The following is a 16,667-nucleotide window of genomic DNA, read 5'->3' on the forward strand; positions in this document are numbered from 1 at the left end:
AAGCTCGATCCCACTCGAGACGAACGGCAGGTTTCTGAGTTTTCCCTCGAACCCGAGGACATGACATGAACGAACTGACCAATTTCGCGAACCCGGTCGCCAAGGCCGAGACCTTTGACCAGATCCAGATCGGCATTGCGTCCCCGGACAAGATCCGCTCCTGGTCGTTCGGCGAGATCAAGAAGCCCGAAACGATCAACTATCGCACGTTCAAGCCCGAGCGTGACGGCCTGTTCTGCGCGCGCATCTTCGGTCCGATCAAGGATTACGAGTGCCTGTGCGGCAAGTACAAGCGCATGAAGTACAAGGGCATCGTCTGCGAGAAGTGCGGCGTCGAGGTCACCGTCTCGAAGGTGCGCCGCGAGCGGATGGGGCATATCGAGCTCGCCGCCCCCGTCGCGCACATCTGGTTCCTGAAGTCGCTGCCGAGCCGCATCGGCCTCCTGCTCGACATGCAGCTCAAGCAGCTGGAGCGCGTCCTCTATTTCGAGGCGTATATCGTGATCGAGCCGGGCCTGACCCCGCTCGAAAAGTATCAGCTCCTCACCGAGGACGAGCTGCTCGACGCGCAGGATGAATATGGTGAGGACGCGTTCTCGGCCGGCATCGGCGCCGAGGCCGTGCGCATCATGCTCGAAAGCCTCGATCTCGAGGGCGAGAAGCGCGATCTGCTCGAAGAGCTGGCGACGACCAAGTCGGAGCTGAAGCCCAAGAAGATCATCAAGCGCCTGAAGGTCGTCGAGTCCTTCCTGGAGTCGGGCAACCGTCCGGAATGGATGATCCTCGAAGTCGTGCCGGTCATCCCGCCCGAGCTGCGCCCGCTGGTGCCGCTGGACGGCGGCCGCTTTGCGACCTCCGATCTCAACGACCTGTATCGCCGCGTCATCAACCGCAACAACCGCCTGAAGCGGCTGATGGAGCTGCGCGCGCCGGACATCATCGTCCGCAACGAAAAGCGCATGCTGCAGGAAGCGGTCGACGCCCTCTTCGACAACGGCCGTCGTGGCCGCACGATCACCGGCGCCAACAAGCGTCCGTTGAAGTCGCTGTCCGACATGCTCAAGGGCAAGCAGGGCCGCTTCCGCCAGAACCTGCTCGGCAAGCGCGTCGACTATTCGGGCCGTTCGGTGATCGTCACCGGGCCGGAGCTCAAGCTGCACCAGTGCGGCCTGCCCAAGAAGATGGCGCTCGAGCTGTTCAAGCCGTTCATCTACGCGCGCCTCGACGCCAAGGGTCTGTCCATGACCCTGAAGCAGGCCAAGAAGTGGGTGGAGAAGGAGCGCAAGGAAGTCTGGGACATCCTGGACGAGGTGATCCGCGAGCATCCGGTGATGCTGAACCGCGCACCGACGCTCCACCGCCTCGGCATCCAGGCGTTCGAGCCGGTGCTGATCGAGGGCAAGGCGATCCAGCTCCACCCGCTCGTCTGCTCCGCGTTCAACGCCGACTTCGACGGCGACCAGATGGCCGTGCACGTCCCGCTCTCGCTGGAAGCCCAGCTGGAAGCGCGCGTGCTGATGATGTCCACCAACAACATCCTCTCGCCCGCCAACGGCAAGCCGATCATCGTGCCGTCGCAGGACATGGTGCTGGGTCTCTACTATCTGTCGATGGAGAAGACCGGCGAGCCGGGCGAGGGCATGCTCCTGTCGGGCATGGCCGAGGTGCACCAGGCGCTGGAAGCCGGCGCCGTCACCCTGCACACCAAGATCGTCAGCCGCGTGCCGCAGACCGACGAGAACGGCCAGCAGTACATGAAGCGCGTGGAGACCACGCCGGGCCGCATGCTGCTCGGCGAGACGCTGCCCAAGTCGTCCAAGGTGCCGTTCGAGACGGTCAACCGCCTGCTCACCAAGAAGGACGTGGGCGACGTGATCGACGAGGTCTATCGCCACACCGGCCAGAAGGAGACGGTGCTGTTCGCCGACGCGATCATGGCGCTGGGCTTCCGTCACGCGTTCAAGGCCGGCATCTCGTTCGGCAAGGACGACATGCTCGTCGCGCCGGACAAGGATCGTCTGGTCGACGAGACGCGCGAGCAGGTGAAGGACTTCGAGCAGCAGTATCAGGACGGCCTGATCACGCAGCAGGAGAAGTACAACAAGGTGATCGACGCCTGGAGCCGTTGCGGCGACCAGGTGGCGAACTCGATGATGGACGAGATCAAGATGGTCCGCCGCTTCGAGGACGGCCCCATGGCCGGCCGCGAGAAGCCGATCAACTCGATCTACATGATGGCCCACTCCGGTGCCCGCGGTTCGCAGGCGCAGATCAAGCAGCTCGCCGGCATGCGCGGCCTCATGGCCAAGCCGTCGGGCGAGATCATCGAAACGCCGATCATCTCGAACTTCAAGGAAGGCCTGACCGTCCTTGAATATTTCAACTCGACGCACGGCGCCCGCAAGGGTCTTGCCGACACCGCGCTCAAGACGGCGAACTCGGGGTATCTGACCCGCCGTCTGGTCGACGTGTCGCAGGATTGCGTGGTGTCCGAGATCGACTGCGGCACCGAGCGTGCGCTGGAGATGAAGGCGATCGTGCAGGGCGGCTCCACCATCGCCTCGCTGGGCGAGCGCATCCTGGGCCGCACCACAGCCGAGGACGTGGTCGATCCGAAGACCGGCAAGGTGGCGATCCCGCTGGGCACGCTGCTGGACGAGCCGATGGTCGCGCAGATCGAGAAGCTCGGCATCCAGGGCATGAAGATCCGCTCGCCGCTGGTCTGCGAGACCAAGATCGGCGTGTGCTCCAAGTGCTACGGGCGTGATCTCGCGCGCGGCACGCCGGTGAACATCGGCGAAGCGGTCGGCGTGATCGCGGCGCAGTCGATCGGCGAGCCGGGCACGCAGCTCACCATGCGCACCTTCCACATCGGCGGCGCGGCGCAGCTCAACGAGACCTCGAACCTCGAGGCTCCGGCGGACGGCACCGTGCAGTTCCGTGACCTGCGCGTGATCGAGGACACCCGCGGCCGCCGCGTGGTGCTCTCCCGCTCGGGCGAGATCGCGATCGTCGACATGGACGGGCGCGAGCTCTCCGTGGATCGCATCCCGTACGGCGCGTATGTCATGTTCGACGACGGCCACATCGTCTCCAAGGGCGATCGCATGGCGGAATGGGATCCGTTCACCATGCCGGTCATCACCGAGACGGGCGGCACCGTGAAGTACCAGGATCTCGTCGAGAACAAGACGCTCACCGAGGTGACGGACGAGGCCACCGGCATCGCCCAGCGCGTGGTGATCGAGTTCCGCGCCACCACCAAGTCGAAGGAGGATCTGCGTCCGCGCATCACCCTGCTCGACGAGGGTTCGGGCGAAACCGCGCGCTACATGCTGGCGCCGGGTGCCGTCTTGTCGGTGGAGGACAATTCCACCGTGCAGGCCGGCGACGTCGTCGCCCGTGTTGCCCGCGAGTCGGCCAAGACCCGCGACATCACCGGCGGTCTGCCGCGCGTGGCGGAGCTGTTCGAGGCGCGTGTTCCGAAGGAAGCGGCGATCATCGCCAAGGTCTCGGGCCGCGTCGTGTTCGGCAAGGACTACAAGGCCAAGCGCAAGATCGGCATCCAGCCCGAGGACGGCGGCGACGTGGTCGAGTATCTGGTGCCCAAGTCGAAGGTGATCGACGTTCAGGAAGGCGACTACGTCAAGCGTGGCGACAACCTGATCGGCGGCTCGCCCGATCCGCACGACATCCTGGAGACGATGGGCGTGGAGCCGCTGGCCGAGTATCTCGTCAGCGAGATCCAGGAAGTCTATCGACTGCAGGGCGTGAAGATCAACGACAAGCACATCGAGACGATCGTTCGCCAGATGCTGCAAAAGGTCGAGATCACCGACGGCGGCGACACCACGCTGCTGAAGGGCGAGCAGGTCGATCGTGACGAGCTGGACGAGGCCAACGACAAGCTGGCCCCGAACCAGGCCCGGGCGACTGGCAAGCCGATCCTGCTGGGCATCACCAAGGCGTCGCTGCAGACCCGCAGCTTCATCTCGGCCGCCTCGTTCCAGGAGACCACCCGCGTCCTCACCGAAGCCTCGGTGCAGGGCAAGAAGGACACGCTGACGGGCCTCAAGGAGAACGTCATCGTGGGTCGCCTGATCCCGGCGGGCACCGGTGCGGGCATGAACCGCATGCGCATCGCGGCCACCAGCCGCGACGTGGCGCTCCGTGCGCAGCAGCGCCGCCTGCAGGAAGCCCTGGTCGCCCCGACCTCGGCCGATGAACTGCGCGCCGCCGAAGCCGCCCGCTCGGTCCGCGACGACACCGGCACCGGCGACGATCCGCTGGCCTCCGTGGTCCCCTCCGGCCACGGCACCGACGCCGACGCCGGCGAGTACCTCAACGAGGAGTGATCCTCGGGCGGGAGCGCTGAACTAAGAAACCGCCGTCCGGGGATGCCCGGGCGGCGGTTTCGTTTTGGAGAACCGGCGTTCGTGACCCGGCCCTCGTGCCTGCGTTCAGATCTCCGCGCGGATGCCCGTCCCGGTTGCGGGCAAGCGGCGGTGGCGTGCGCCGGAAGATGCGACGATCCCGCTCGGCTGAGAGCATCCGACCGCCCTTGGATCGTCCAGTCGGCTTTTTCGTCGTGCGCCGACCTGCTCGCGCGCCCGTGAAGGCAAACACGATGGCGGCGTCCAAGGCTCAGTCGGCAAGCTGGAGGAAATGCTCCAGACGATCGTACATCTGGTACTCGTCATAGGCACCCGCCGCCAGGCGCTCGACCCACTGGCCCAGCAAAGGCGTCTCCGGCTCGTCGTCGGGCACGAACAGGTCATATCCATTGATCGCCAGGAACTCGATCATGGCGAACGCGGCAGTACGCTTGTTGCCATCGTTGAAGCCGTGATTTTTCACGATGGCAAAGCAAAGTCGTATGGCGAGCGCGAGAATATCCCGCTGCTCGCCATACATGTACGACATGATGGGATTGTTGACGGCACTCTCCACCAGCCCCGGGTCCTTGTAACCCGGCAGGCCACCATGAAGCTCTAGCTGCTCGTCATGAATCTCTGCTACGTCTTCCGACGTCAGCCAAATCGGCTCATCTTCCAAGATACCGAAGCGTATTCTCGTAGCGAGCGTTGATGCTCGCGCGCAGAGCCTTGCGGTCCACGTCCCGCCGCGGCTTCGCCGTAAGCGTCTGATGCTCCTCGACAGGAGTGCGGAATTCAGTCGCCATTGCAGCCTCCTTCCTCGGTCACTGTCCGTCTGCCTGACCGGTACTTAATATAACGACTTACCCAAAGGAAGGTTGAATTCGCAACAGATAATCTGGCGCCGGAGTAGCGGAACGCCCGAGGCCCCGGCCCGCTCATCCCCTCACCGCTCCACCCCCTTCGCCTTCCCCCAGCTCCGCGCCACCGTATACCCCACATACCCGGTCCCGAAGAGCGCGTAGAGCGGCTCGGGGATGCCGTTGAGGTACGCCGTCATCCCTCGCGCGATCGCCTCCGCCGCCGCCGGGCGCACCGCCGCGATCAGGCCCATCGGGATCGACCACAACAGCAGCGCATACATCACGTAAAGGAAGCCCGGCCGCGCGCGGCTCGTCCATGGATCCGCCGGCGACGATGCCGCCAGCACCGCGGAGAGCTGCGCCTTCACTTCCTCCAGCTCGCGCGCGCGCTCCAGTTCGGCCAGCTTCAGCTTGGCCGCGTCGCGCGCCGCCGGGTCGGGGATCACGCGGTCGAGCACGCTGCCCAGCGGCCCCGCCAGGGTGCCGGGAAGGTCCATTCCGCCCTCCCTCACGCCGGCTGCGGGGCCAGCCGGTTGGCCAGCCAGCCATACAGGAACGCCTCGTTCGCCGGCCGCGCTTCCGCCAGCGCGAGGTAGCGCTCGCCCTGCAACGCCTCCATCGCCTTCACCAGCACGGTTTCCGCCCCCGCCCCGCGGCTGCGCAGGAAGCCGTCCAGCGCGGCCAGCGTCGCCGGCCCGATCCGCCCGTCCATCACCAGGTCCGGGTAATCGCGCGCCCCGCGGTTGAGCGCGTTGAGCGCGCGCTGGAGAAAGCCGGTCGCCACCCCCGGCCCCATGTTCACGCCGGTGTCGAACAGCTCGGCCCCCAGCGCGGATGCGCGCTCCGCCACCGCGGCGAAGCCGGGATCGCGCCAGTAGAGCCGGCGGTAGATTGCCGCCGCCGTCTCGCGCGGCAGCGCCTGCATCGCCCCGCGATAGCCCTGCGCGCGCGCCACCGCCTCCGTGATTCCCCACCGCGTCGCGCCGCCGCGGTCCGCCGGATGGTTCACGTACCCGCCTTCGCGCTCCATCACTTCTTCGATCAGCCGTTCGATCATGTGTGCCCCCTCGTTGAAGCCCGCACATAACCGTTATGGTTAGATAAATCTCCAACAAAATGCCGCATCGCGTATTTGCGTCGGCCCCTCGCCGCGATACACCGGGGCGCATCGACCCGGAGCCCCAGCCCCTGCCCCATCAGCGCCACGCCTTTCGCGGCGAACTCCTTTCCGTCTCCCGTGACCCCTCCCTTCATGGCGCCGAAGCGATCCGCCACCTGCCGGACGCGCTGCTGGTGGTGGAAGGGGGCCGCGTGCTCGCCTGCGATGACTGGGCGGCGATCGGCAGCCGCTTCGCCGACCTGCCCGTCGTGCCGCTGCCCGGCCTGATCGTCCCCGGCTTCGTCGACGCGCACGTCCACTTCCCGCAGATCGACTGCATCGCCGCGCACGGCGACCAGCTGCTCACCTGGCTCGAGCGCCACGTCTTCCCCGCCGAGGCGGCCTTCGCGTCGCGCGCCCATGCCGATGGCGTCGCCGCCTTCTTCCTGGACGAGCTGCTGCGTCACGGCACCACCTCCGCGCTCGTCTTCGGCACCGTCCACGCCGCTTCGGTCGATGCGCTGTTCGAGGCCGCGCTGGCGCGCAACATGCGCCTGATCGCCGGCAAGGTGCTGATGGATCTCGGCCCCGACTTCCTCCGCGACACGCCCGAAACCGGCCGCAGCGACAGCGAGGCGCTGATCGCGCGCTGGCGCGGGCGCGGGCGGCTCGGCTATGCGGTGACGCCCCGCTTCGCCCTCACCTCGTCCGATGCGCAACTGGCCAGCGCCGCGGCCCTGCTCGCCGGGCATCCGGATGTGCTGCTCCACACCCATCTGGCGGAAAACACGGTCGAGCTCGCCGCCGTCGCCGCGCGCTTTCCGGACGCGGCGGATTACCTTCACGTCTATGACCGCTTCGGGCTGGTCGGCCCGCGATCGGTGTTCGCGCACGGCGTACACCTGTCGGGTCGCGCCTGGTCCCGGCTCGGCGCGGCCGGGGCGGGCGTGGCGCATTGCCCCGGCTCCAACCTGTTCCTGGGATCGGGCCTGTTCGATCTCGCCGCGGCCGACGCGCATGGCGTGAAGCTGGGCCTGGGCAGCGATGTCGGCGCGGGGACCAGCCTGTCGCTGCTCGCCGCCGCGGCCGACGCCTACAAGGTGGCGCAGCTCCGCGGCCACCCGCTCGATCCGTTCCGCGCGCTGCATCTGGCCACCGCCGGCGGGGCGCGCCTGCTCGGCATCGAGCGCGAAATCGGGGGCCTTCTCCCCGGCCAGGAAGCCGACTTCGTGGTGCTGGACCCCGCGGCCACGCCGCTCCTCGCCCGGCGCACCGCCGGCCGTTCGCTGGCGGAGCGGCTGTTCGCGCTGCAGATCCTGGGCGACGACCGCGCGGTCGCGGCCACCTACGTCGCCGGCCGTTGCGCGCACCGGCGCCAGCCCGGCTTCAGCAGCCCCCGCGCACCTGCGTGAACGCCGCACGGATCGCCTCCTGCGTGGCGGGCTTGGGCACGATATGCACCGGCGGCTCGCATGGCTGGCAGGCTTCGGGCGTGCCGGTCACGTAGAAGACCGGCAGCGGCCCGTACTCGGCATGGATCGCCTGCACCGCGCCCGGCCCCGATCCTTCGCGCAGCATCACGTCGGACGCGATCACGTCCGGCCGCCTGGCCCGCGCTTCCGCGATCGCCTCCGCCTCGCTGTCGGCGAAGGAGAAGCTCAGCGCGCCCGCCGCCTCCAGCATTCCCTGGAGATCGAGCGCGATCAGCGCGTCGTCTTCGATGATCAGCACGTGGCACACGGGCAGGGTTACTCCTTGATGCAGATCAACAAGTCGGTTGCGGATTGGTTGCACGGCATTTCGCGCGCCTTGCCCGACCTCGGTCGTATGTTGCCCTGCGGCAACACGGCCCAGTTGACTTTCGGACGGCACGCGCACATATCGCCGGCCATCGAGGCGTCTTTGCAGCGTGATCGACGAGCGGTTACTCCGCCGTCGAGGCTCCGTCCCGATCGTTGTTCACGGGCTTCCCTTTTCACGCGGGGTGTCATTCTCCCCCGCTTGCATCGCGCGTCGTGACGCGCGTGCCCGGCACAGTTGGAACCTATCCCATGTCCTTTGCCCATCTCGGCCTGTCCGAGCCGCTCGTCCGCGCGCTCGAATCCAAGGGCTACACCACCCCCACCCCGATCCAGCTCCAGTCGATCCCGCAGGTTCTCGAGGGCCGCGACCTGCTCGGCATCGCGCAGACCGGCACCGGCAAGACCGCCGCGTTCGTGCTTCCCTCGATCCAGCGCCTCGTCGCCAGCGACAAGCGCGTGCTGCCCACCCACTGCCGCATGCTCGTCCTCGCCCCCACCCGCGAGCTCGCCAGCCAGATCGCCGAAAGCGCCAAGGCCTATGGCAAGAATTCGAAGCTGACCGTCGCCACCGTGTTCGGCGGCACCTCCATCAACAAGAACCGCAACGACGTGGCGCGCGGCGTGGACATCCTCGTCGCCACGCCCGGCCGCCTGATCGACCTGATGGAGCAGCGCTTCGTCAGCCTCGCCATGCTCGAAGTGCTGGTGCTCGACGAAGCGGACCAGATGATGGACCTCGGCTTCATCCACGCGCTGCGCCGCATCGTGAAGGCGCTTCCCCGCGTGCGCCAGACGCTGTTCTTCTCGGCCACCATGCCCGAGGCAATCCGCAGCCTCGCCGACCAGTTCCTCAAGGACCCGGTCACCGTCAAGGTCACCCCCGTCGCCACCACCGCGGAGCGCGTGACGCAGCAGGTCACCTTCGTCAACCAGACGGAGAAGCAGGCGCTGCTCACCCTCGTGCTGCAGGATCAGGCGATCGACCGTGCGCTCGTCTTCACCCGCACCAAGCATGGCGCGGACCGCGTGGTGAAGCTGCTCGCCGGCAACGGCATCGCCGCCAACGCGATCCACGGCAACAAGAGCCAGCCGCAGCGCGAGCGCGCGCTCGCCGCGTTCAAGTCGGGTGACGTGCCGATCCTCGTCGCCACCGACATCGCCGCGCGCGGCATCGACGTCTCGGGCGTCAGCCATGTCGTGAACTTCGAGCTGCCCAACGTGCCGGAGCAGTATGTCCACCGCATCGGCCGCACCGCGCGCGCCGGCAACAGCGGCATCGCCATCGCCTTCTGCGCCGAGGACGAGCGCCCCTATCTGCGCGACATCGAGAAGCTGACGCGCCAGAAGGTCCCCGTCGTGCCGCTCCCCGCGGATTTCATGACCAAGGCCAACGAGCTCAAGGCGCAGCGCGTCAAGGCGATCGGCGCCGACCCGGCCCCCCGCCCCGACCGCCAGCAGCAACAGCGCCGCCAGCCGCCGCGCCCCCGCGCGACGCACGAGGCGCGCCCGGCGAACCCCAACGCCCCCCGCGGCCGTGGTCCGCGGCGTGGTGGGCGTGGCGGCGGTGGTGGCGGTGGCGGTGGCGGTGCCCGCTCGTCCGGCGCGTCAGCGTAACTGGCGTTCCAGCCCTGAAAGGTCTGACGCCCACAAGTCCCCTAGCGCCGATCTGGTTGGTTTAAGGCGAATCAGAGGGCCCGTGCGCCACCTTGCCTGCCCACCGAATTAGTTTAACCTCACAGGAGGTAGGAGGAGCCATAAGTCGTGCGGAGCATCAGCGCATTAGCAATTTTGAGTGCTTCCGCACACTTAGAGCGGATCGAAGTTCTGATCAAAGAATGGGGCGCCTCAGGTGATGAGAGAAAAGATCTTAGCCAGAACATGGATAACAAAATTAGGCTTAACATCGCGTCATCGTTTGCAGAACTTCGAGACTCTGCGGATGCAATGGGAGTACCTCTTACAGGAATCGCGGCAAGTCGGGCTGTCGACAAATTAAGAGCTCGCAAGACTCCTATCACGTATAAAGAGCTCGGAGCAATCAATGCTGACGTGCGCAGCAGGTTCCAGGATGAAGTTGTATCCATCAATATGTACTGCCTTCCGAAGGGCTTGGCAGACTATTATAGCTCCTCGGAGCCTATTTTTGGAATAGAGGTAGATGACAGGATCCCTGCATCGGCTGACGACATAGGCGAAGCAGGAAAATGCTTGGCGGTCGGTCGCTTTACTGCTTCAGTTTTCCATTTAATGCGCGCTTTGGAAGTAGCGGTCCAGCACCTTTCCCTTACCTTAGGAATCGATAACGTAGATAAAGAGTGGGGTAAGCTTCTTAGCGAGATGCATGGAAAAATTGAAGTTATGCCAAAAGGTGCTGAGAGGGACGCCTGGTCTGAAAGCCACGCGAACCTCTACCATGTCAAGCAAGCTTGGCGGAATGGCACTATGCATCCCAAGAGGACTTACACAGAAGAAGAGGCGAAGGAGGTCCTTCTCGCAACTCGTACCTTCATGCGGAGCTTAGCCCGGCTCATTCCGAGTTCTGTTCAATAGCTTTCTCCGCCGCCCCACCGCCACCGAAACCCCCAGCATCGCCAGCCCGCCCGCGGCCAGCCCCGCGCCGACCCACCCCGTCGACGTCCAGCCATAGCCCGCCGCGATCGCCAGGCCGCCCAGCCACGGCCCCAGCGCATTGGCGACGTTGAACGCCGAGTGGTTCAGCGCCGCCGCCAGCCCCTGTGCATCGCCCGCCACGTCCATCAGCCGCGTCTGCAACACCGTCGCCAGCGAGCCGCCAAAGCCGATCGCCACCATTGCCACCAGCGCCGTCCCGAACTGCTGCGCCGCCAGCGGCCACAGCGCCAGCGCGACGATGCTCCACACCAGGATCGCCGCCGCACTCGGCAAGAGCGCGCGGTCGGCAAAGCGCGGCACGACGAGGTTGCCCGCCGTCATGCCGATGCCAAACGCCATCAGCGCCAGCGGCACCAGTCGCGGGCTCACATGCGTCACCGCCACCATCGTGTCGGCCAGATAGGTATAGACCGCGAACAGCCCGCCAAAGCCGATCGCGCCCACCGCCAGCGTCAGCCACACCTGCGCCCGCCCCAGCGCGGAGAGCTCCTTCAGCGGACTAGCATCGCTCGGCGCGCCCTCCCTCGGCGCATACAGCCACACCAGCCCCGCCGTCAGCAGCGCCAACGCCGCCACCACCGCAAAGCACCAGCGCCAGCCCAGCACCTGCCCCATCAGATTGGCCAGCGGCACGCCGACGATCGTCGCCACCGTCAGCCCCAGCAGCACGCGCGCGACCGCCTGCGTGCGCTTTTCCACCGGTACCAGCGACGCCGCGACCAGCGAGGCGATCCCGAAATACGCCCCATGCGGCAGTCCGGCGAGAAAGCGGAACGCCAGCATCCAGCCATAGCTCGGCGCCAGCCCGGACAGCGCATTGCCGATCGCGAAGAGCAGCATCAGCCCGATCAGCAGCGTGCGCCGCGGCAACCTGGCCGCCAGCACCGCCAGCAACGGCGCGCCCACCACCACGCCCAGGGCATAGGCGCTGATGACGTGCCCGGCGGTCGGCGCATCGATGCGGAGCGAGCGCGCGAAATCGGGCAACAGGCTCATGGTCGCGAATTCGGTGGTGCCGATGGCGAACCCGCCGACCGCCAGGGCGAGATGGACGAGGCCCACGGGGGCGGCGGGCTTGAAGGTGCCGTGCATCGGCGAGAGCTGGCGATGCTGCACCGCAGCGTCAACTGCAAAGCGGCGGCGGCGCGATTGCACGGACCTGTCGCCGCGCTCGGCGGTTATCCCTGCCAAAGGAGGACGCCCATGGACATTTCCACCACCCCCGTCGCCGAACGCATCGCCCGCGTGCTCGCCGCGCAACGGATCAGCGCCAATGCGGAAGGCACCGAGGAATCGGCGGGCGCCCATGTCGACCAGGTCTGGCGCGATCACCTGTCCGATGCGCTCGCCGTGCTGCGCACCCTGCGCGAGCCGGACCGCACCATGGCCGCCGCCGGCGACCCGGCGGTCTGGGAACGCATGGTCCTCGCCGCGATCCAGGAGAGCAAGCCGGAAAAAGTGGTGCTCTGACCCGCCGTCACCCCGGGCCCGGCCCGCGATCCCGTTTCTTCCGCTTGCCGGGTCAGCGCTTCGCCCGGGCAAAATCGGCCACGGCGCTCGCCACCCCGGGCGCGAGCGGCAGCGCCGGATCGGCGTACGTCGCCATGTTCCCGGCGCGATCGGCGGGCGCGACCTTCAGCACATGGTTCACCCCCGGCAGCAGCGCCAGCGTCGCCGCCGGCTGCGCCACTGCCAGCGCCCGCGCATCGGCGGCCGTGACCTGCAGATCGGTGTCGCCCTGCAGGATCAGCACCGGAAGCCTGGTGGCGGCGATCAGCTTCGCCGGATCGCGCACCAGCATGTCCTTCAGATACCCTTGCACCGCCGGCGCGAACACCCGCTGGAGCGCCGGGTGAAAGCGCGACACATCCACGTCGCGCCCCGCCTCCAATGCGGTGATCGCTCCTTCCGCATCAGCGAGCAGCGGCGCGTTCGCCGGATTGGCGCGGAACTGCTCGCGCATCACCTGACCCAGCGGCCGCCCGGCGGTCGCCACCAGCACCAGCCCGCACATGCCTTCCGGCGCCTGCGCGGCCGCCAGCGCCACCAGCCCGCCCTCGCTGTGCCCCAGCACCCAGACGCAGCGCGCGCCCGTCCGCCCGCGGATCGCCGTCACCCACGCATGCACATCCACGGCATAGTCGGCGATCGTCACCTTGTTCGGGTCCGCCACCGCCCCGCGCGACGCGAACAGCCCGCGCTTGTCGATCCGGACGCTGGCGACGCCCTTCGCGGCGAGCGCCTCGGCCAGCAGCGTGTAGGACCGGGCTTTCACCCCCAGCGGGTTGTTGCCGTCGCGATCGGTCGGGCCGGAGCCGGGCACGATCAGCACCACCGGCCGCCCGTTCCCCGCGCCCGTCAGCGTGCCGGAGAGCGGGCCGTTCGGCCCCGGTGCGGCGATCGGTTCCTCCGCCACCGGCGTGGCGGCGAGCAGCGCAAGCGCAGCGAGCATCATGCCAGTCTATCCGCTTCGGTCATGAACGGTTTCCTCCGGGGAGCGTCAAGCCGGTTCCTCAGTCCACGAACACCGGCGGGCGCTTGGCCATGTTCGCGGCGACCTGTTCCATCATGTTGGGCTGGCCGATCACCTTCACCTGCTCGGCCGTTTCCGCCTCCAGCATGGCGCGCGGATCGGCATCGTGCGCCATGTTGAGCAGTCGCTTGGCGCCGCGGATCGCGTGCGGGCTGCGCCCGGCGATCGTGCGCGCGAGGTCCATCGCGGCGGCATGCGGATCGTCGGCAATGCGGGTCACGAAGCCATGCGCCAGCGCCTCGTCCGCCCCGAACTCGCGCGCGGTGTAGACCAGCTCGCGCAGCACGTCGTCGCGCACCAGCCCGCGCCACAGCGGAAAGCCCGCCATGTCCGGCACCAGCCCCCAATGCGTCTCGCGAATGGCAAAGCGCGTGTCCGGCGCGACGATGCGGATGTCGGCGCCCGACATGATCTGGAACCCGCCGCCGAACGCCACGCCGTGCACCGCCGCGATCACCGGCATCGGCAGCTGGTGCCAGCCCCAGGTCACATGCTGCGGCAGGATCGCGCCGTCGGCGTTGCGCCCGTTCGCCGACAGGCCGGAGCCGCCCGCCGCCATGCTCGCCATGTCCAGCCCCGCGCAGAATCCGCGCCCCTCGCCGGACAGCACAACACAGCGCACGTCGGTCCGCCCCGCCAGGTCGTCGATCGCCGCGCCGATCGCCTCGAACATCGCCGGGTCGATGGCATTCATCTTGTCCGCCCGGGTCAGCCGCACATCGGCGATCTGGTCCGCCACGCTGATCGACACGCGCTCCATGGCACCTCTCCTTTGTCCGGCGCGATGCTAAGGGGCGGCCGCGCCCGCGACAAGCCGGTAGCCGCGCCCAGGCACCGTCTGCACCATCGGCGCGGCAAAGCCCCGGTCGATCCGCGCGCGCAGCCGCGACACATGCACCGCCACCACATTGGTGCCCGGATCGAAGCGAAGCCCCCACACCGCCTGCAACAGCGCCGCGCGCGGCACCGGCTCGCCGGCGCGCTCGGCCAGGTGCAGGAGCAGCGCATATTCGCGCGGCAGCAGCGGAACGGCCCTGCCCTCCCGCCACACCCGCCGCTCGGCCCGCGCGATCACCAGCGAGCCGACCCGCAACTCTGCGCCGCGCGGGCGCCGCAGCAACGCCGCCAGCCGCGCGGCGATCAGCGTCGGGCTGGCGTCGCTCGTCACCGCATCCTCCAGCCCGGCGTCCAGCATCGCCGCCACCGCTTCCTCGCCGCCGCGCACCAGCATGAGGCGCGGCTCCGCCAAACCGCCGACCGGCTCGTCCACCAGCGCCGCGTCGCACGAGCCCTCGCGCGCCAGGGCGATGCCGCGCGCGGCCAGTGCGGCGAGCAATGCCTGATCCTCGCTGTGCCCCCGCACCCGCCACATGCATTCGAAGTAGCGGCAAAGGCGGCGTCAGCCGGCCGACCCGCTCCGTTCCGGAGCCAACCGCTCCAGCGCGGCCCGCGCGGTGCCCGACACGAAGCGATGCCCGTCCCCGGCCGCCCGCTCCCACACCCCCGGCCCGTCCACGCCTGCCAGCGCCGCGAACGCGGTGGCGCGCATGCGCGGGTGCGGGTGCGAGCGGGCAAAATCCTCGGCCAGGTCGCGGCCGTTGCCGGCATGCACCGCGAGCGCGATCAACGCCTCTGACGGCGCGCAGGTCAGCCCCCCGGCGATCACGTCGCGGCGCACGTCGAAGCGGTACTGGTCCTGCCACACCTGCGCGGGATCCTGCCCCAGGATGTTCAGCGACACGGAAAAGCTGTCCGGCGGCAATTGCACATGCACGTCGTGCCCCGGGCGATACAGCATCACCCGCCCCGGCTCCAACCGCGCCCGCTCCACGAAGCGCAGCCCCGCCGGACTGCCCGGCACACCGCTCACCGCCTGAGGGTCGTAGGTGTAGTAATCGGAGTGATAGCCCGGCCCGACATAGCCATAGGTCAGGAACGGGAAGTTGTGGTCGTGCGGCATGTTGTAGAAGAACGCCGCCGGCCCGCTGCTGCGAAGCGCCGGATCGGCACGCGCCGGCCAGAATGCCGCGCGCAGCAGGTAGCGGCCGTTGGGCGGGCGCAGCAGGAAGACCTGTCCGCCGTAGGTGCTCGTCCTCGCCTGCGCATCGCAGCGTTCCTTCAACTCCGCCACCACCAGTTCGGCGAGGAAGTCCGGGTTGCGCCCCAGCCGCGCAAGCCACGGCGCCAGCGCAGCGAAGCTCGCCTCGTCGCGCACATCGAAGGCGTTCGCGTCGAGCGCCTCGACCAGGTCGTCCAGCCCGATGCTCCCGCCATCGCCGCCGTCCAGCACCAGCGGCATCAGGCCGCCTCCCGCACGGCAAGCCGCGCCAGCGTGGCCGCCGCCACCGCCCGCACGTCGCCATGGGGATCGGTCCGGGCCATCTCCGCCAGCCTCGGCAAGGCCGCCGCGGCATCCAGCGCGAGCCATTCGCGCATCGCGTCCCAGCGCAGGAACCACGCCGGGTCGCGGCTCGCCGCCGCGAAACAGTCGCCCGCCTCCCGTCGCCCGTCCGCGCGCAGGAACGCCAGCAGCAGTTGCGCCCGCGCCGCACGATCGTCCCGTGTCGCGGTGCGCAAGAGGGCGCCATCGCCGCGGCGGTACTCGCGAACAAGCGGACCTGCCTCCAGTTCGGTGGTGCAGGTCACCGTCACCAGATCGCCGCCGACGGGTTCGTGCTGGTGCCCGGTCGTGCGCCCGTCGAGCACCAGCGTGTCGCCGGCCTGCACCTCCCGGCCAGGCTGCTCCACCACCCGGTCGCCCTTGACCCGCCACAGCCGCAATCGCGCGCGGCCCGCGACATGATGGACCACCGCCATCCGCCCGGGCACCACCACGCTGGCGGCAGGCGCCGCACCGCCGCGCAGCACGCTGGCGGTGATGGCGGCGGTCTCCCCCTCGAACAGCACCGCGCCGATCCGGGCGCCGTCGCGACGCACGCGCAGCGGCGGCTCGAACCACGGATCGGCGGCAAGCGCCTCCACCAGCGGCGCTATCATCTGCCCCAGCCAGCCCCGGTCGGCAAACAAGGCGGTCGCCGCCGCCGCGACCTCCTCCGCCGTCCTCGCCTGTGCGAAGCAATCGGCAGCGCGTCTCCATGGTTCACTCCCGCGCCAGGCAAGCGCCGCCCGGCGCGAGCGCTCGCCCAATCCGGCCAGCGCCCGCTCGTCCGGCAGGGTCATGCGCCGCCGGTGGCGATGACGACGATGCTGACGGTGAAGTCGAACAGTTCGTCCACTGCGATCTCCCCCATGCGGATCGCGCCGGGGGCGGCGATCGGTGTGGCCAGGTCCGGCAGGTCGGCGATGTCGATGGTCATGCTACGCTCCCCGGCCGCGATGGCCGCAGCCGGGACTAGGCCGCGA

17 protein-coding genes are annotated in these 16,667 nt (G+C 68.4%); 5 read left to right on the forward strand and 12 right to left on the reverse strand.

All coding sequences use genetic code 11. The annotated features are described in order from the left end of the window. The first annotated feature begins 65 nt into the window (after positions 1–65). Positions 66–4,355, forward strand: a complete 4,290-nt coding sequence (gene rpoC / locus DVW87_RS05480) for a DNA-directed RNA polymerase subunit beta' (protein WP_114686688.1) — start codon at positions 66–68, stop codon at positions 4,353–4,355. Positions 4,356–4,644: 289 nt separating this feature from the next. Here rpoC and DVW87_RS05485 read toward each other — a convergent pair whose 3' ends face one another. The 4 genes from DVW87_RS05485 to DVW87_RS05495 all read right to left on the reverse strand — a co-directional run bounded on the left by DVW87_RS05485 (position 4,645) and on the right by DVW87_RS05495 (position 6,296). Continuing rightward, positions 4,645–5,055, reverse strand: a complete 411-nt coding sequence (locus DVW87_RS05485) for a type II toxin-antitoxin system death-on-curing family toxin (protein WP_181814725.1) — start codon at positions 5,053–5,055, stop codon at positions 4,645–4,647. Further along, complete coding sequence (locus DVW87_RS18020) at positions 5,045–5,182, reverse strand: hypothetical protein (protein ID WP_181814726.1); 138 nt, start codon at positions 5,180–5,182, stop codon at positions 5,045–5,047. Before DVW87_RS18020 ends, DVW87_RS05485 begins: the two co-directional genes overlap by 11 nt. A gap of 140 nt (positions 5,183–5,322) precedes the next feature. Then, positions 5,323–5,736 carry a 3TM-type holin gene (locus tag DVW87_RS05490; protein ID WP_114686690.1) on the reverse strand — a complete coding sequence of 138 codons (414 nt, stop codon included), beginning with the start codon at positions 5,734–5,736 and terminating at the stop codon, positions 5,323–5,325. An 11-nt stretch (positions 5,737–5,747) separates the two neighbouring features. Further along, the gene (locus DVW87_RS05495) at positions 5,748–6,296 is read right to left on the reverse strand and encodes a glycoside hydrolase family 108 protein (RefSeq protein WP_114686691.1); all 549 of its coding nucleotides are present in this window, start codon (positions 6,294–6,296) and stop codon (positions 5,748–5,750) included. 59 nt (positions 6,297–6,355) lie between these two features. Between DVW87_RS05495 and guaD the strand changes: the two genes are divergently transcribed. After that, a complete protein-coding gene (gene guaD, locus DVW87_RS05500; RefSeq protein WP_114686692.1) occupies positions 6,356–7,750 on the forward strand; it encodes a guanine deaminase in 1,395 nt (464 codons plus the stop codon). On the opposite strand, the gene DVW87_RS05505 is transcribed toward guaD, so the two are convergent. After that, positions 7,725–8,069 carry a response regulator gene (locus DVW87_RS05505; protein ID WP_239017763.1) on the reverse strand — a complete coding sequence of 115 codons (345 nt, stop codon included), beginning with the start codon at positions 8,067–8,069 and terminating at the stop codon, positions 7,725–7,727. The genes guaD and DVW87_RS05505 overlap by 26 nt on opposite strands. Before the next feature lie 320 nt (positions 8,070–8,389). On the opposite strand from DVW87_RS05505, the gene DVW87_RS05510 reads away from it, so the two are divergent. Together DVW87_RS05510 and DVW87_RS17760 are read left to right on the forward strand one after the other, a co-directional pair. Further along, a complete protein-coding gene (locus tag DVW87_RS05510; protein ID WP_114686694.1) occupies positions 8,390–9,754 on the forward strand; it encodes a DEAD/DEAH box helicase in 1,365 nt (454 codons plus the stop codon). A gap of 147 nt (positions 9,755–9,901) precedes the next feature. Next, on the forward strand, positions 9,902–10,690 hold the full coding sequence (locus tag DVW87_RS17760) for a hypothetical protein (RefSeq protein WP_147276221.1): 789 nt from the start codon (positions 9,902–9,904) through the stop codon (positions 10,688–10,690). Here DVW87_RS17760 and DVW87_RS05515 read toward each other — a convergent pair. Beyond that, positions 10,658–11,863, reverse strand: coding sequence for an MFS transporter (locus DVW87_RS05515; protein ID WP_114687088.1), 1,206 nt, complete (start codon positions 11,861–11,863; stop codon positions 10,658–10,660). The two genes, DVW87_RS17760 and DVW87_RS05515, sit on opposite strands and share 33 nt — an antisense overlap. 111 nt (positions 11,864–11,974) lie before the next feature. Here DVW87_RS05515 and DVW87_RS05520 point away from each other — a divergent pair, with 111 nt between their 5' ends. Next, positions 11,975–12,241 carry a hypothetical protein gene (locus tag DVW87_RS05520; RefSeq protein WP_114686695.1) on the forward strand — a complete coding sequence of 89 codons (267 nt, stop codon included), beginning with the start codon at positions 11,975–11,977 and terminating at the stop codon, positions 12,239–12,241. A gap of 52 nt (positions 12,242–12,293) precedes the next feature. Here the strand turns inward: DVW87_RS05520 and DVW87_RS05525 are convergent, their stop codons facing one another. Genes DVW87_RS05525 through DVW87_RS18025 form a run of 6 tightly spaced genes read right to left on the reverse strand, consistent with a single transcriptional unit; the run spans position 12,294 to position 16,621 of the window. Next, positions 12,294–13,226, reverse strand: a complete 933-nt coding sequence (locus DVW87_RS05525; protein WP_114686696.1) for an alpha/beta hydrolase — start codon at positions 13,224–13,226, stop codon at positions 12,294–12,296. 58 nt (positions 13,227–13,284) lie between these two features. After that, positions 13,285–14,064, reverse strand: a complete 780-nt coding sequence (locus DVW87_RS05530; RefSeq protein WP_114686697.1) for a crotonase/enoyl-CoA hydratase family protein — start codon at positions 14,062–14,064, stop codon at positions 13,285–13,287. 27 nt (positions 14,065–14,091) lie between these two features. Further along, positions 14,092–14,676, reverse strand: coding sequence for a winged helix-turn-helix domain-containing protein (locus DVW87_RS05535; RefSeq protein WP_114686698.1), 585 nt, complete (start codon positions 14,674–14,676; stop codon positions 14,092–14,094). A gap of 27 nt (positions 14,677–14,703) precedes the next feature. Further along, positions 14,704–15,603, reverse strand: coding sequence for a transposase (locus tag DVW87_RS05540; protein ID WP_114686699.1), 900 nt, complete (start codon positions 15,601–15,603; stop codon positions 14,704–14,706). Beyond that, a complete protein-coding gene (locus tag DVW87_RS05545) occupies positions 15,603–16,484 on the reverse strand; it encodes a hypothetical protein (RefSeq protein ID WP_114686700.1) in 882 nt (293 codons plus the stop codon). Before DVW87_RS05545 ends, DVW87_RS05540 begins: the two co-directional genes overlap by 1 nt. Beyond that, a complete protein-coding gene (locus DVW87_RS18025) occupies positions 16,481–16,621 on the reverse strand; it encodes a hypothetical protein (protein WP_181814727.1) in 141 nt (46 codons plus the stop codon). The genes DVW87_RS05545 and DVW87_RS18025 overlap by 4 nt, the downstream gene beginning before the upstream one ends. Positions 16,622–16,667 lie beyond the last annotated feature (46 nt).

It is taken from the genome of Sphingomonas aracearum, from assembly GCF_003345355.1.
Lineage (GTDB): Bacteria > Pseudomonadota > Alphaproteobacteria > Sphingomonadales > Sphingomonadaceae > Sphingomonas > Sphingomonas aracearum.

What these genes read in the sequence shown, in the direction of transcription:
- rpoC (WP_114686688.1), top strand. Translation starts at nt 66, where the DNA reads ATGAACGAACTGACCAATTTCGCGAACCCGGTCGCCAAGGCCGAGACC.
- DVW87_RS18020 (WP_181814726.1), bottom strand. Translation starts at nt 5,182, where the DNA reads ATGGCGACTGAATTCCGCACTCCTGTCGAGGAGCATCAGACGCTTACG.
- DVW87_RS05490 (WP_114686690.1), bottom strand. Translation starts at nt 5,736, where the DNA reads ATGGACCTTCCCGGCACCCTGGCGGGGCCGCTGGGCAGCGTGCTCGAC.
- DVW87_RS05495 (WP_114686691.1), bottom strand. Translation starts at nt 6,296, where the DNA reads ATGATCGAACGGCTGATCGAAGAAGTGATGGAGCGCGAAGGCGGGTAC.
- guaD (WP_114686692.1), top strand. Translation starts at nt 6,356, where the DNA reads ATGCCGCATCGCGTATTTGCGTCGGCCCCTCGCCGCGATACACCGGGG.
- DVW87_RS05510 (WP_114686694.1), top strand. Translation starts at nt 8,390, where the DNA reads ATGTCCTTTGCCCATCTCGGCCTGTCCGAGCCGCTCGTCCGCGCGCTC.
- DVW87_RS05515 (WP_114687088.1), bottom strand. Translation starts at nt 11,863, where the DNA reads ATGCACGGCACCTTCAAGCCCGCCGCCCCCGTGGGCCTCGTCCATCTC.
- DVW87_RS05520 (WP_114686695.1), top strand. Translation starts at nt 11,975, where the DNA reads ATGGACATTTCCACCACCCCCGTCGCCGAACGCATCGCCCGCGTGCTC.
- DVW87_RS05525 (WP_114686696.1), bottom strand. Translation starts at nt 13,226, where the DNA reads ATGATGCTCGCTGCGCTTGCGCTGCTCGCCGCCACGCCGGTGGCGGAG.
- DVW87_RS05530 (WP_114686697.1), bottom strand. Translation starts at nt 14,064, where the DNA reads ATGGAGCGCGTGTCGATCAGCGTGGCGGACCAGATCGCCGATGTGCGG.
- DVW87_RS05535 (WP_114686698.1), bottom strand. Translation starts at nt 14,676, where the DNA reads ATGTGGCGGGTGCGGGGGCACAGCGAGGATCAGGCATTGCTCGCCGCA.
- DVW87_RS05540 (WP_114686699.1), bottom strand. Translation starts at nt 15,603, where the DNA reads ATGCCGCTGGTGCTGGACGGCGGCGATGGCGGGAGCATCGGGCTGGAC.
- DVW87_RS05545 (WP_114686700.1), bottom strand. Translation starts at nt 16,484, where the DNA reads ATGACCCTGCCGGACGAGCGGGCGCTGGCCGGATTGGGCGAGCGCTCG.
- DVW87_RS18025 (WP_181814727.1), bottom strand. Translation starts at nt 16,621, where the DNA reads ATGACCATCGACATCGCCGACCTGCCGGACCTGGCCACACCGATCGCC.